This is a genomic window from Chromatiales bacterium, from assembly GCA_020445605.1.
GTDB lineage: Bacteria > Pseudomonadota > Gammaproteobacteria > JAGRGH01 > JAGRGH01 > JAGRGH01.
Map to the genome: position 1 here is coordinate 95107 of JAGRGH010000037.1, position 14019 is coordinate 109125.

Below are 14019 nucleotides of genomic sequence, written 5' to 3' on the forward strand. Positions count from 1 at the left end.
GTCGCCCCGGCAATTTCCGCGGCGGCGTCAACCCCGGGGCGGGTTCTCGCGCGTTTGTGTCGGTAAGGGCGAGGTCTCGGCGCGCGGTGCGCCGGGCTGTCCGCCCGAATCTGACATCGAACGGAGAACCCGAACATGAAATCCCACAGCCTTAGACTCTCGACCCTGTCCGCGGCCGTGCTGCTGGTCCTCGCCAGCGGTTGCGGCGTGCAAGCCCCGGCGCCGGACGGCAGCCCGGGCGCCACCTTGCCCGCGGTCACGGCGACCACGCCCGCGCAGCCCGAAGTCGACACCGCAGGCAACGCCCCGCGCGATGCGCTCGCGTCCGAAGCGAAGCGCAAACTCCCGAAGGCGCGTGAGGAGATCGCGGCGAGCCGCGATGACCGGGGGCAGGTCGCCGCGTCGGTCCACAGAAGCGCTGAAACGCGCATGCTCGTCGGGGCCGTTGCGCCGGCCCCGGCGCCGCAGTTGGTCGATCTCGCCGGCATCCGTGCGCCGAGCGCGGAGGTCAACCGAGATCGATTCGCGCCGATCCACGACAACCCGGTCCACGCGGTTGCAGAGGACCCGGTCTCGACGTTTTCGATCGACGTCGACACCGGCGCCTACGCCGTGGTGCGTCGGCACCTGAACGAGGGTCGGCTGCCGCCGGAGGACGCCGTGCGCGTCGAGGAACTCATCAACTATTTCGATTATGCCTACGCCGCACCGGCCGATACCGGTACGCCGTTCGCGGTGACCACGGAGGTCGCGCCCGCGCCGTGGAACGACGCGGCCATGCTGGTGCGGGTCGGCGTCAAGGGCTTCGAGGTCGCGGCGGCGGATCGTCCCGCCGCGAATCTCGTGTTCCTGGTCGATGTGTCCGGCTCCATGCAGAGCGCGGACAAGCTGCCGCTGCTCAAATCCGCGCTGGGTCTCATGCTGCAGGGCCTGACCGCGCGTGATCGCGTGTCGCTGGTCGTGTACGCCGGCGCGAGCGGGGTGGTGCTCGAACCGACGCCGGGCGATCAGGCCGCGAGGATTCGCGCGGCGCTGGATCAGCTTTCCGCAGGTGGATCGACGCACGGTTCGGCCGGCATCGAGCTGGCCTATGCGATGGCGGAGCAGGGCCGGGTAGCCGGCGGCATCAATCGCGTGATCCTCGCGACCGATGGTGACTTCAACGTCGGCACCGTGAATCACGAGCAGCTCGTGGACCTCGTCGAGCGCAAGCGCCACACTGGCATTTCGTTGACCACACTGGGTTTTGGCGGCGGCAACTACAACGACGCGCTGATGGAGCAGCTCGCCGATCACGGCAACGGCCACTACGCCTACATCGACACCGTCAACGAGGCGAACAAGGTGCTGGTCGAGGAACTGTCGTCGACGCTGCAAACGATCGCCTCGGACGTGAAGATTCAGGTCGAGTGGAACCCGGTAGAGGTCGCCGAATACCGTCTGATCGGCTACGAGAACCGGGTGCTCGCGCGCGAGGACTTCACCAACGACAAGGTCGATGCCGGCGAGATCGGTGCGGGACACCGCGTCACGGCGCTCTACGAGATTGTGCCGACCGGCTCCGCTGGCCGACGCCTGCCGGAGCTGCGATATGGCAGCGGCGCCCCGGATCCGAATGCCGCGCATCGCGGCGAACTCGGCTGGCTGAAACTGCGCTTCAAGAAGCCTGGCGAAGGCGGCTCGACGCTGGTCGAACAGCCGATCGCGAAGCCGGCCGCAAACGCGACCCTCGCCGGGGCTACCGATGACCTGCGCTTTGCGGCCTCGGTCGCGGCGTTCGGTCAGAAGCTCCGTGGCGGGCGCTATACCGGCACCTACGGCTACAGCGACATCGCCGCGCTGGCTGCCGGAAGTCGCGGGGCCGATCGCTTCGGTTACCGCGGCGAATTCCTGCGTTTGGTTCATCTGGCGGAAAGCCTCGACTCCAGGAGCTAGCAGGCTGTTGCAATTTTCATTTCAACAGCCTGATATCGCGAGACAGGGACGTCTCGCGCGAAAATCGAACGCACAAGTGTTTGAGTTTCGTGAGCAACCGAAAACCACGCTTTTCGGTTGCGACGGTGGAAAGGCCATGGATGGGCCTTTTTCAACAACCTGTTAGGTGAGTTCGACACAGGGCGTGATGCGCGTCGAGGCACCTGCGGCACATGGAAGTGTCGCCGGTCACTGGTGCGGGTGCGGCGCGCTCGCGTACGCTCAAGCGGTGAGCGAGACCACCGACCCGCGCAGTGACGAGGAACTGTTCGACCGCTACCGGCGTGGCGATGTCGACGCGTTCGCGGTGCTGTACGGACGCTGGAAGCGACCGATGTTGGCCTTCCTGCGCGCGCGAATCATGCAGGCCGACGAGGCCGATGATCTGTATCAGGAACTCTGGCTGCGCGTTGTGGACGCGCGCGAGCGGTTCGGGGCGGACGGCTTCCGGTTCTGGTTGTTTCGGATCGCCCGCAACCTTCTGATCGATCGGGCGCGGCGCGCGAACCTGCGATCGGTCGAGGCACTGGACGCCGTGTCCGAGCCTGCCGACCCGACACCCGCGCCCGAACAGCGCAGCATCGCGATGGACTGTATCGAGCGCTTTCGCGCGGCGTTCGCGGAGCTGCCGGACGAGCAGCGCGAGGCGCTGGCGCTGAAGGAAGAGAGCGGTCTCGATCTTGAAGCGATTGCGCGCATGGCGGGTTGCGGTCGCGAGACCATCAAGAGCCGTTTGCGCTATGCGTACCGACGGTTGCGTGAACGACTCGGGGACTGCCTGTGACCGACGAACCGAACGACACCGATTCCGGTACTCACGACGCCGCGGTCTCCGCGTTGTACCGCCGCGCGCGGGCCGCTGGTCCGTCTGCGGCGATGGATGCGCGGATCCTCGCCGCAGCCGCCGAGCGGGCGCGTCGGCGCCGCCGTGGCTGGTTCATTCCGGCATCGAGCGCAGCGGTGATCGTGCTTGGATCGGTGCTGGTGTTGCGGATGGTTCCGGTCGAGCACGCGGTCATCGCGCCAGCCGTCGCACCGGTCGACGATGTCCGCAACGATCGCCCCGTACCCGCCGGCGCGGTGCGCCCGGCACCGGCGCCGGAACTGCGCAAGCTGCGGGAGGCGGTGTCGCAAAGTCAGGACGCGGCCCCGCCGGCGCCCGCGTCACGATCGCCTGGCTCTTTTACCGGGGGTGCGATGCGTTCCGGCGTTCGAGACGCGCTCGAATCGTCCGCCGCGGCCGTAACCTCGCCGCCGCCGGCCCCGGCGCCGATGTCCCGGCCGGACACCGCCGCGCAGGCCATCGATCCCGGCGAGCCGGCGCGAGCGCGCGCGCAGCGGGTCGGGCCGGACGGGGCGGCCGGGGAAGAGACCCGATCCGATGTCTTGCGCCGCGAGATGGCCTCTGAAGCGGACGCCGTTGCCCCGGACGAATTCGCGGGGGTTCGTCGGCTGATCGCCGCCGGGCGACCGGACGCGGCGCTCGAGATGCTTCAGGGGCTGTTGCGGGCGCGGCCCGACCTGCTTGTGCCGCCTGATCTGTGTGACCGCTGGCCCGCGGAGTGCCCGGGCCGCTAGTGGGCCAAGTGGAAAATTCTGTAACACTCACAGCGGCTCCCGAAGGGCCGCGCCACAAGCCTTGTGGGTTGTGTTGCAGTCCTTGGAAAGGGCCTGCCATTCCCTGCGGACTGCGCCTTGCCCACAAGGCTTGCGGCGTGGCTGAGCGTCACAGAACTTTCCACTTGGCCCACTAGGCCGCGACGGGTTCGGCGGGCGGGGCCGGCGTCGAGGCCTCGGCCGCAGCGTCTGCCTTGGTGTAGGTGCGCTGCACGGACTTCGCGATGTGTTTCGCGAAGTAATAGATGCGGCGCAGTTTTTCGAGCACCGACACCTCGAGCGCATACAGTTCCAGTCGATGTGGGACGCTCGCCTGGAGCCGGGTCGCGAGTTTCGCGGTGCCGGCATCGATGGCTTTGCCGATCGTTGCCTTCTCGGCGATCACGGATTCCGCGATCACCGGATCGCTCTCGCGCACGGCGTCGACCGCGCGGCGCACGGCGCCGAGGACCGCCTGGTGCAGCGCCGCAATCATGTCACGCGTGCCGGGACTCATGCTGAGACGGTGTGCGTGATATTGCAGCCCAAGCCGCACGAGATCGGTTTCGATCAGGTCGCCGATGGATTCGATGTCGTTGGCGACCGACAGCAGGTGACGCTGGGCCTGGCTGTCGGTCTCGATCATGGTGCGCTGTCCCACGCGCCCGAGATAGGTGACGACGAAGCCGTGCAGGGTGTCCAGATCGTCGTCGCGGGATTTGAGTTCCTCCAGCCCCCGGATGTCGGCGGCGAGGAAGGCGCTTTCCAGATCGGCCAGCGTCGCGGTGACCATCTCCCCCATGCGCACGATCTCCAGCCGTGCGCCGTCCAGCGCCAGCGCCGGCGTGTCGATCAGCGCATCTTCAAGATAGCGAGGCCGGATCGCCATGCCGGGTCGCTCCGGGCGGTCCGGTACCAGCCGTTCGACGATGCGCGCGAACAGCCCCGTGAACCAGATGAAGATTAGCGTGTTCGCGATATTGAAAACGGTGTGGGCGTTGGCGATCTGCCGCGGCGCTTCGTGTGCGATTCGATCCGTTCCTGTGAGTTCCGGATGACCTGGCGAGAGCCAAGTGACGAAGTCGGCGAGCTGCGAGATGAATCCGACCCAGATCAGGACACCAAAGACGTTGAACAATACATGGACCATCGCCGCGCGCATCGCCTCGCGCGGCTTGCCAATCGCGGCAATGAGCGCGGTCACGCACGTACCAATGTTCGCGCCAAACGCCAGCGCGATGCCGGCGGGCAATGACACCAGTCCCTGACTCGCCATCACAATCACGATGCCGGTCGTGGCGCCCGAAGACTGAATCAATGCTGTGAAGGCTGCGCCGACGGCTATCCCGACCACAGGATTCTCCATGCGAGCCATCAGGTCAAGAAACGTATGGTAGCTGCGCAGCGGCTTCATCGCGTCGCTCATGACGCTCATGCCGAAGAACACCAGCCCGAGCCCCATGATCATGAAGCCGTACTGGCGCACCTTCTCGCGTTTGGCGATGAACAGCATGCCGAAACCGACGGCGATCATCGCCATCGCGGCATTTGTGGCCTTGAATGCGACGATCTGTGCGGTGATCGTGCTGCCGATGTTCGCGCCCATGATCACGCCGATCGACTGGGCCATCGACATCAGGCCCGCGGAGATGAAACCCACGACGAGCACGGTGGTGACCGACGAGGAGTTGACGACCGCCGTGACAAAGGCGCCCGTGAGCGCGCCAATAAATCGGTTCGTGGTGAGTTTCGCGAGCACCTGCTTCATGCGCTCGCCGGCGACGGCCTTCAGCGCGTCGGCCATCTGATCCATGCCGAACAGGAACAGGGCCAGCCCGCCGAACAGGTTCACGCCCATGAGGCCCCACTGCGGGGTGTCCTCGGCCGTGTCCGCGAGCGCAGGAAAGGTCGCCAGCAGGGCCACGGCGCCGACCAGCAGTGCCGACCGCCGCGGATCGATGTGGACGGAGGGAAACACGCTCATTTCGCGCGCGTGGGCGGGCGGTTGTTCGCCTTGACGACGAGCACCGGCACCGGACAAAGGCGCACGCACTGCTCGGCCTTGGAACCGAGCATCAGGTGACTCAGCCCCGTGCGCCCCTGGCTGCCGATGACGACCATGGTCGGCTTCTCGTCCTCCACCACGCTGAGAATCTGCTGCACCGGCAGGCCGACGCGCAGCAGCGTCTGCGCCTGCTTCACGGGTTCGTTGGCCCAGCCGCGTTTTTTCAGCTTGCCGACGAAGTCCGTGAGCATTTCCTGGGCGACGTCATCGATCCGCGTGAGGCGCTTCTTCTTCATCACACGCGCGTAATAGCCGGGCATCTCGCCCGGGTCGTGCACGACATGCAGGATGGTCAGCCGGTGGCGCATGCACTCCGCCAGGTAGGCGGCCATGCGCACGGCCCGCGCCGCCCGTTCGGAGAAATCGACCGGCACCAGGATGCAGGGCGTCCGGGTGGACTTGTCGTTGGCGCTCATTGTGGCGGTCGCGCCGGGGTCGCCGTCGCCGGGCACCAGAGAGACCGCAGAAGCACTGGACCCTTCATCTGTTCCTCCTCCCGCATCCGGGGCGGCCCGCCACTTTTCGCCGGCGGCCGTGGTCGGGGCAGCGAATTTCGGCGGGTTTCTTGACCGAGGGCATCTGCCTCGGTGGATTTTCGTCGGTAGAGTAGCGGCAAAATGACAGTTTCATGACATCTTTGTGACGTTTTCTTGACTTGGGTCCGCTGCCGCGGACCTGGTGCCGGGGAGGGGTGGTGGATAACGCTGATGTGTTGGTGCCGGTGAAAGCCGCGGCTTCCAGTCGCCGTGACCTGTTTCGCTTCGGCCTCGCGCTGGGGTTCCTGGTGGTCGTCTTCGTCGCGGCGCAAACCGTCGCGGCCGGCATCAGCGGGGCGAATCTGCTGGTCGCGGCGGCGGTGATCGGCGCCTACATGGCGATGAATATCGGCGCCAACGACGTTGCCAACAACGTTGGTCCGGCCGTCGGTTCGCGCGCCATGACGCTGGGCGGTGCGATCGCCATCGCCGCGATTTTCGAGGCGGCAGGGGCGCTGATTGCCGGTGGCGAGGTGGTCAGCACCATCAAGGGCGGGATCATCAATCCGGCCACGATCGGCGACGTCGATACCTTCATCTGGCTGATGACCGCGGCACTGCTGGCCGGGGCCCTGTGGCTGAACATCGCAACGGCGCTCGGCGCGCCGGTCTCCACCACGCATTCGATTGTCGGCGGCGTGCTCGGCGCTGGCATCGCCGCTGGCGGCTTTGGCATCGCCAACTGGTCGACCATGGGCAAGATCGCCGCGAGCTGGGTGATCTCGCCCGTCCTGGGCGGCCTGATCGCGGCCACCTTTCTCTACATCATCAAGCGCACGATCACCTATCAGCCGCGTATGCGCCAGGCGGCGCGCAAGGTCGTGCCACTGCTCGTCGCGTTGATGGCCTGGGCGTTTGCGACCTATCTCGTGATGAAGGGGCTCAAGCACATCTGGAAGGTCGGCTTCGGCGGCGCCGCCGCAATCGGTCTTGGCGTGGCCGTGGTCGTGTTTACGCTGGTGCGCAAACTCGTCGCGCGAAATGCGGATGCACTGCCGGCATCGAAAGAAGGCATCAATCGCCTGTTCACGGTGCCGCTGATCTTCGCGGCGGCGCTGCTGAGTTTCGCGCACGGTGCCAATGACGTCGCGAACGCCGTTGGTCCGCTGGCGGCGATCAACGAGGCGATCGTGCACGGCGGCGTGGTCGCGAAGGCCGGCATTCCCCTGTGGGTGATGCTGGTCGGGGCGATTGGCATATCGATCGGTCTGGCCCTGTACGGGCCCAAGCTGATCCGCACCGTGGGTTCGGAAATCACCGAACTGGACCAGATGCGCGCGTTCTGCATCGCCATGGCCGCGGCGATCACCGTGATCGTCGCGAGCCAGCTCGGCTTGCCGGTGTCGTCGACCCACATCGCGGTGGGCGCGGTATTCGGCGTGGGTTTCCTGCGCGAGTATCTGAAGACGAACTACTCGGCAATGATCGCCGAGATCAAGGCCCACCATGAGGGCGCGGGCCAGGCCGAGGTCGATGCGTTTCTGAACGCGTTCACCAAGGGCACGATCAAGGAACGGGGGCAGATGCTGCGCGAACTCAAGCAGCGTTCGGACCAGGACCCAACCATCAGCAAGACCGAGCGCAAGGGCCTGAAACGCGTCTACAAGACCGAGCTGGTCAAGCGCACGCACCTGGTGCGGATCATCGCGGCCTGGCTGGTGACCGTGCCGATCTCGGCGCTGATCGCGGCATTCCTGTACTTCACCGTGCGCGGGATGATGCTGCCCTAGGGCCTGGGCCGGCGTCGTCGCTACCGGTCCAGCGCGCCGGTCAGGGTTGTGCCGAGGCAATCGCGCTGTTCATCCAGCAGCGCGCCGCGCGAGGCCGCGTCGCTGACGTCGAACACGTCTTCGGCCCGTGCGCCGATGGTCGCGATGCGCGCGGCGTGCACGTCCAGCCCGCAATCCACGAAAACCCGCGCGATGGTCGACAGCAGACCATTGCGGTCGGTCGTGGCGATCTCCACACGCGTGTAAGGCGTGCCCGCGATCGGCGTGATCCGGGTCTCGGTTGGTTTCTGAAACGCCCGCGCGCGCCGGCTCGGGCGCTGGACCCGCTGCGGCGGCAGGGGCCGGTTCGCGCCCAGCGCCGGCTCCATCGCCTCGCCCAGACCGTCGCGCTCAGCCGCCCCCACCGGTCGCCCCTCGGCATCCAGCACGGTGAAGCTGTCGAGCACCTGACCGTCATCGGTCGAATAGATGCGCGCGCCGTGGATGCTCAGACCGAGCTGTTCGATCGCGGCGGTGATCTTCGCAAACAGGCCGTGGTGCTCCGGGCCGTAGACGAAGATCTCGGTGCCGCCGCGCGCGGGGCTCGGGTTCACGGCGACCCGCGGGCTGTCCACCGCGCCGGCTTCCAGCAGCACGCGGGTATGCCAGGCAATGTCTTCGGCCGGGGTGCGCGCGAAATAGGCCTCGGGCAGGCGCGCCCAGAGGGCTTCCGTTGCGAGCTTTTTGCGTCGCTTCGGGCGTAGTCGTTCCAGTGCAGCGGTGCGGTTGGCCGCTGCCAGCGCGGCGTCATCCGCGAGTATCTCGGTGTCGGCCAGACAGCGGCGTGCGGCGAAATACAGCTCGCGCAGCAGGGCGCCCTTCCAGCTGTTCCAAAGCTCCGGATTTGTGCCACGGATGTCCGCGACGGTCAGCAGGTACAGGTACTCGAGCCGTTCGGTCGTGCCGACCTTCGCGGCAAAGCGCGCGACGACCTCGGGGTCGGCGATGTCCTCGCGCTGCGCCGTCGTCGACATGATCAGGTGGTTCTCGACCAGCCACGCGACCAGTTCGATGGCATCCGGTGTGAGCGCGTGACGTTGGCCGAATTCGCGCACATCCTCGACGCCGAGGCGCGAGTGATCGCCGCCACGGCCCTTGGCGATGTCGTGGAACAGCCCGCCCAGATACAGCAGTTCCGGGCGGCGCAGGGTGCCGAAGATCTGCGTGCACAGCGGTAATTCGTCGGCGAACTCCGGCAGTGCGAAGCGACGCAGGTTGCGCACCACGAACAGTGTGTGCTCGTCCACGGTGTAGACATGGAACAGGTCGAACTGCATGCGCCCGCTGACCGCGCCGAACGCCGGCAGCCAGGCGCCGAGCACGCCGTAGCGGTGCATGCGCCGCAGCGCATGGATGATGCCGCGCGGCTGGCGCAGAATCGTCATGAACATGGCGCAGGCGTTCGGGTCGGCACGCAGCCGGTCGTCGATGCGGTGCAGGTTCTCGCGCACCAGCCGGATGGTCTGGGCGCGCACGCCGGCGAGGTCCGGACGGTCCTGCAGGACCCGGAACAGGCGCAGCAGCGCGGCCGGATCTTCGGCAAAGGCGCGTTCGTGGACGACTTCGAGGTAACCGCGCCGCGCCTGAAAAGTCGCGTCGATCGGCGTGGCGTCGTCCGGTGTAGCGGCCAGCAGGATGTGTTCGCGAAACAGCTGCAACAGCATTTCGTTGAGCCGGGCGAGCTGGTTCACCGTGCGGAAGTAGCGCTGCATGAACTGCTCGACGGCGAGATTTGCATCGTCGTCGCGGTAACCGAACATCTTGGCGAGCGCGCGCTGGTGATCGAACAGCAGGCGTTCCTCGCGCCGGCCGGCAATCAGATGCAGGCCGAATCGCACCCGCCACAGGAACGCCTGACCCTGCATCAGCTCGGTGCACTCGCGGTCGGTCACATAGCCGAGATCGACCAGCGAGCGGTCCAGGTCCACGCCGTAGTGGCGTTTCGCCACCCAGGAGATCGTCTGGATGTCGCGCAGCCCGCCCGGGCCTTCCTTGACGTTCGGTTCGAGCTTGTACTCGGAGTCGTTGTAGCGGTGGTGCCGGGCGTTCTGTTCCTCGAGCTTGGCCGCGAAGAACCGCGCGCCGTCCCACATCGTGCCGGGATCGATCCGCTTGCGCAGATCGCGCAGCACCTGCGCCGGGCCGACCAGCAGGCGGGCCTCCATCAGGTTGGTCATGACGGTGATGTCGGCGGCGGCCTCGCGCGCGCAGTCGTCGAGCGTGCGCACGCTGTGACCGACCTCGAGCCCGATGTCCCACAGGAAGGTCAGAAAGCGCTGCACGGCCTCGGCCGCCTCGGCCTCGGGCGGGCGCGCGGCCAGCAGCAGCAGATCGACGTCCGAGTGCGGATGCAGTTCGCCGCGCCCGTAGCCGCCGACCGCGAGCAGCGCGAAGCCGTCGATCTCCTTGAACAGCGGCTTCCAGACGTGGCGCAGCAGGCCGTCAATCAACAGCGCGCGGGCCGTGACGAGTTCGGTGATCGGGGCGCCGGCTTCAAACTGTGCGCGCGCCCAGCCCGCGTGGTCCCCGAGGACCTGGCGAAAGCCGGCCAGATCGCCGACGGTGGCCGGGAACTGCGGGGCGGGGGCCCGCGCCAGACCGTAATGACGCGCGCTCTCGCAGCTCATGTTCGCCGGGTCGCGCGCTCCTCTTCGCGCAGGGTCAGCACCTCGCGGCCGGTTTCGGTCACGAGGATGGTGTGCTCCCACTGTGCGGACAGGCTCCGATCCCGCGTGACGACGGTCCAGCCGTCCGCCAGCAGTTTGGTCTCCCTGCGGCCGGCGTTGACCATGGGCTCGATCGTGAAGGTCATTCCGGGCGTCAGCTCGACCCCTGTCCCCGGCGTGCCGTAGTGCAACACCTGCGGGTCCTCGTGGAATTCGCGGCCGATGCCGTGGCCGCAGTACTCGCGCACGATCGAATAGCGGTGCCCCTCGGCGTGCTTCTGGATGGCCGCGCCGATGTCGCCGAGCCGTATGCCGGGCGCGACCATGTCGATGCCGAGCCACATCGCCTCGTGGGTCACGCGCGTGAGCCGCTCCGCCAGCACCGAGGGCTGGCCGACGAAGAACATCTTCGAGGTATCGCCGTGAAACCCGCCCTTGATGACGGTCACGTCGATGTTCAGCAGGTCGCCGTCCTTGAGCGCACGGTCGCCGGGGATGCCGTGACAGACCTGGTGGTTGATCGACGTACAGATCGAGCGCGGAAAGCCCCGGTAGTTCAGCGGCGCGGGAATCGCCTGCTGCGGACCGGTGATGTAGTCGTGGCAGATGCGGTCCAGCTCGCCGGTGGTGACGCCGGGGCGGACGTGCGCGCCGACCATCTCCAGCACCTCGGCCGCGAGCCGGCCGGCGGTGCGCATGGACTCGATCTCGTCGTCGGTCTTGATATGGATGCTCACGGGTTTACCGGGTGCTTGCGCGGGCAGCTGCGCGGGCGGCGCGGCCGGCCGGAGCGGCCTGGACCGCGGGCCGTTGTCCGGCCGGGCGCGAAATGGTATAAAGCGCGGCTCTTTTTAGCAAATTCTCACGTGCATCGTCACGCCCTGGGGGTGCCGGCCTGGCCGGTCGCAGGGTGGGGTGTGCGGAGGCCCAACCCCGACTCATTTCCGGAGCATTTCATGCCAGACGTCACCATGCGCCAGATGCTGGAGGCCGGTGTTCACTTCGGCCACCAGACCCGTTTCTGGAACCCGAAGATGGCCCAGTTCCTGTTCGGCCATCGCAACAAGATTCACATTATCAACCTCGAGCACTCGCTGCCGCTTTTGCGCGACGCAATGAACTACATCGGCAAGCTCGTCGCCAACAACGGCCGCATACTGTTCGTGGGGACCAAGCGTTCCGCCCGCGACACCGTTCGCGAGGAGGCCGAGCGCTGCGGCATGCCGTACGTCGACCACCGCTGGCTCGGCGGCATGCTGACCAACTTCAAGACCATCCGGCAGTCTGTCAAGCGCCTGAAGGACCTCGAAGAGATGTTCGCTGATCCGGCCTCCAGCGGCCGCTTCAACAAGAAGGAGCAGCTGTCGCTGCGGCGCGAACTCGAGAAGCTCGAGCGTTCGCTTGGCGGCATCAAGAACATGGAATCGCTGCCGGATGCGCTGTTCATCGTCGACGTGCAGCATGAGAAGAACGCCGTCAGCGAGGCCCGCAAACTCGGTATTCCGGTCGTCGCCGTGGTCGACTCCAACAGCGATCCGGATCTGATCGACTACGTGATTCCCGGCAACGACGACTCGATCCGCGCCGTGCGCCTGTATGTGCAGGCCGCGTCGGCCGCCGTGCTCGAGGCCAAGGCCGCCCGCGGCAGCATGCCGGTAGACGAACCGGTGCGCGAGGCCGAAATGCCGGCCGAGGCCGCCGCCGAGTGATTCCCCGCCGGTCCGCGTGGCCGGCGCCGTTTGCAGCAAGATTGAGGTATTAGTTCCATGGCGATTACCGCAGCGCTGGTCAAGGAACTGCGCGAAATCAGCGGCGCAGGCATGATGGAGTGCAAGAAGGCGCTCGTTGAGACCGATGGCGATCTGGATGCCGCACTCGACAATCTGCGCAAGAGTGGCCAGGCGAAGGCCGCGAAGAAGGCCGGCCGCATTGCCGCCGAGGGTGTGATCGCGCAGGCGTTTTCCGCCGATGGCCAGACGGCCGCGATGGTCGAGGTCAACTGCGAGACAGACTTCGTCGCAAAGGACGACGGCTTCCGCGCGTTCGCGCAGGCCGTCGCCGAGCGTGTGCTCGCCAGCCAGCCAGCCGATGTCGACGCACTGAATGCCGCGCCGATCGCTGACGGCGATGCGACGACCATCGAGCAGGCACGCCAGGCGCTGATCACCAAGATCGGCGAAAACATGAGCGTGCGGCGTTTCGAACGCTACGTGGCCGCAGCCGGCAATACCCTGGCGGGCTACGTGCACGGCACCCGCATTGGCGTGCTGGTCGAGTCCAGCGCAAGCGTCGACACCGGCCGCGACCTCGCGATGCATGTCGCCGCGAGCCGTCCGGTGTGCGTGTCCGAGGCCGACATGCCGGCGGAGCTGATCGAAAAGGAGCGCGAGATCTACCGGGCCCAGGCCGCCGACAGCGGCAAACCCGCCGACATCGTCGAGAAGATGGTCGACGGCCGGGTGCGCAAGTACCTCGCCGAGGTCACGCTGGTCGGTCAGCCCTTCGTCAAGGACCCGGACACCACGGTCGGCAAGCTGCTCGCCTCGCAGAAGGCCGCCGTTGCCCGCTTCGTACGCATGGAGGTGGGCGAGGGAATCGAAAAGCGCGTCGAGAACTTTGCCGAAGAGGTGATGGCGCAGGCGCGGGTCTGATCGACCCCGCGGCCCGAACCGCCTCGCCATGAACGCCGACGGTCCCAGTAGTCACACGCCGCGCCGGATTCTCCTGAAGCTCAGCGGCGAGGCCCTGGCCGGCGATGCCGCGAGCGGCATTGAACCCGGCAAACTCCACGACTTTGCCAGTGAGATTGCCGCGCTGGCGACCGACGGGCTGCAGATCGGGCTGGTCGTCGGCGGCGGCAACCTGTTTCGCGGTGCCCAGCTTGCGCGCTCCGGGCTCGACCGTGTGACGGCCGATCACATGGGCATGCTGGCGACCGTCATGAATGCCCTGGCGCTGTCCGATCAGCTCAATCGCGTCGGCGCGCACGCCCGCGTCATGTCGGCACTGGCAATCGAGGGCGTTTGCGATCGCTATTCACGGGCGCGTGCGCTGGAGGCACTCGATGCCGGCACCGTCGTGCTGTTCGCGGCAGGGACCGGCAACCCGTTCTTCACCACCGACACCGGCGCGGCGCTGCGCGCGATCGAGATCGGCGCCGACCTCATGATCAAGGCGACCCAGGTCGACGGCGTATATTCGGCCGATCCACGCACCGACCCCACCGCGACCCGCTTCGACCGCATCGGCTACAACGAGGCGATCCGGCGCGGACTGGGCTTCATGGACCTGGCGGCCATGGTGCTGGCGCGCGACCACGGGTTGCGCATCTGCGTGATGAATATCCACGAACGCGGCGCGCTTCGGCGTCTTGCCGCCGGCGAGCCGGTGGGCTCACTGATCGAAGCGTAAAG

General features: G+C 67.0%; 11 protein-coding genes. 7 read left to right on the plus strand and 4 right to left on the minus strand.

Annotated features, from left to right (window positions below):
* Positions 1 to 135 precede the first annotated feature (135 nt).
* The 3 genes from KDG50_07550 to KDG50_07560 all read left to right on the plus strand — a co-directional run bounded on the left by KDG50_07550 (position 136) and on the right by KDG50_07560 (position 3552).
* On the plus strand, positions 136 to 1935 hold the full coding sequence (locus tag KDG50_07550) for a VWA domain-containing protein (protein ID MCB1865272.1): 1800 nt from the start codon (positions 136 to 138) through the stop codon (positions 1933 to 1935).
* A gap of 268 nt (positions 1936 to 2203) precedes the next feature.
* Complete coding sequence (locus KDG50_07555; protein MCB1865273.1) at positions 2204 to 2758, plus strand: sigma-70 family RNA polymerase sigma factor; 555 nt, start codon at positions 2204 to 2206, stop codon at positions 2756 to 2758.
* Complete coding sequence (locus KDG50_07560) at positions 2755 to 3552, plus strand: hypothetical protein (protein MCB1865274.1); 798 nt, start codon at positions 2755 to 2757, stop codon at positions 3550 to 3552. The genes KDG50_07555 and KDG50_07560 overlap by 4 nt, the downstream gene beginning before the upstream one ends.
* 172 nt (positions 3553 to 3724) lie before the next feature.
* On the opposite strand, the gene KDG50_07565 is transcribed toward KDG50_07560, so the two are convergent.
* Both KDG50_07565 and KDG50_07570 read right to left on the minus strand, forming a co-directional pair.
* Complete coding sequence (locus KDG50_07565) at positions 3725 to 5428, minus strand: Na/Pi cotransporter family protein (GenBank protein MCB1865275.1); 1704 nt, start codon at positions 5426 to 5428, stop codon at positions 3725 to 3727.
* Positions 5429 to 5550: 122 nt separating this feature from the next.
* Positions 5551 to 6051 (minus strand): universal stress protein, encoded by a 501-nt coding sequence (locus KDG50_07570; GenBank protein MCB1865276.1) that lies wholly within the window; start codon positions 6049 to 6051, stop codon positions 5551 to 5553.
* A gap of 455 nt (positions 6052 to 6506) precedes the next feature.
* Between KDG50_07570 and KDG50_07575 the strand changes: the two genes are divergently transcribed.
* Complete coding sequence (locus tag KDG50_07575; GenBank protein ID MCB1865277.1) at positions 6507 to 7901, plus strand: inorganic phosphate transporter; 1395 nt, start codon at positions 6507 to 6509, stop codon at positions 7899 to 7901.
* A gap of 20 nt (positions 7902 to 7921) precedes the next feature.
* Here KDG50_07575 and glnD read toward each other — a convergent pair whose 3' ends face one another.
* Both glnD and map read right to left on the minus strand, forming a co-directional pair.
* Positions 7922 to 10567: a [protein-PII] uridylyltransferase gene (gene glnD, locus KDG50_07580; GenBank protein ID MCB1865278.1), complete on the minus strand. Its 2646-nt coding sequence runs from the start codon at positions 10565 to 10567 to the stop codon at positions 7922 to 7924.
* Positions 10564 to 11343 carry a type I methionyl aminopeptidase gene (gene map / locus KDG50_07585; protein ID MCB1865279.1) on the minus strand — a complete coding sequence of 260 codons (780 nt, stop codon included), beginning with the start codon at positions 11341 to 11343 and terminating at the stop codon, positions 10564 to 10566. The genes glnD and map overlap by 4 nt, the downstream gene beginning before the upstream one ends.
* Before the next feature lie 234 nt (positions 11344 to 11577).
* Here map and rpsB point away from each other — a divergent pair, with 234 nt between their 5' ends.
* Genes rpsB through pyrH form a run of 3 tightly spaced genes read left to right on the plus strand, consistent with a single transcriptional unit; the run spans position 11578 to position 14017 of the window.
* Positions 11578 to 12315 (plus strand): 30S ribosomal protein S2, encoded by a 738-nt coding sequence (gene rpsB, locus KDG50_07590; GenBank protein MCB1865280.1) that lies wholly within the window; start codon positions 11578 to 11580, stop codon positions 12313 to 12315.
* A gap of 57 nt (positions 12316 to 12372) precedes the next feature.
* The gene (locus tag KDG50_07595; GenBank protein MCB1865281.1) at positions 12373 to 13257 is read left to right on the plus strand and encodes an elongation factor Ts; all 885 of its coding nucleotides are present in this window, start codon (positions 12373 to 12375) and stop codon (positions 13255 to 13257) included.
* Positions 13258 to 13285: 28 nt separating this feature from the next.
* The gene (gene pyrH / locus KDG50_07600; GenBank protein MCB1865282.1) at positions 13286 to 14017 is read left to right on the plus strand and encodes a UMP kinase; all 732 of its coding nucleotides are present in this window, start codon (positions 13286 to 13288) and stop codon (positions 14015 to 14017) included.
* Positions 14018 to 14019: the final 2 nt, after the last annotated feature.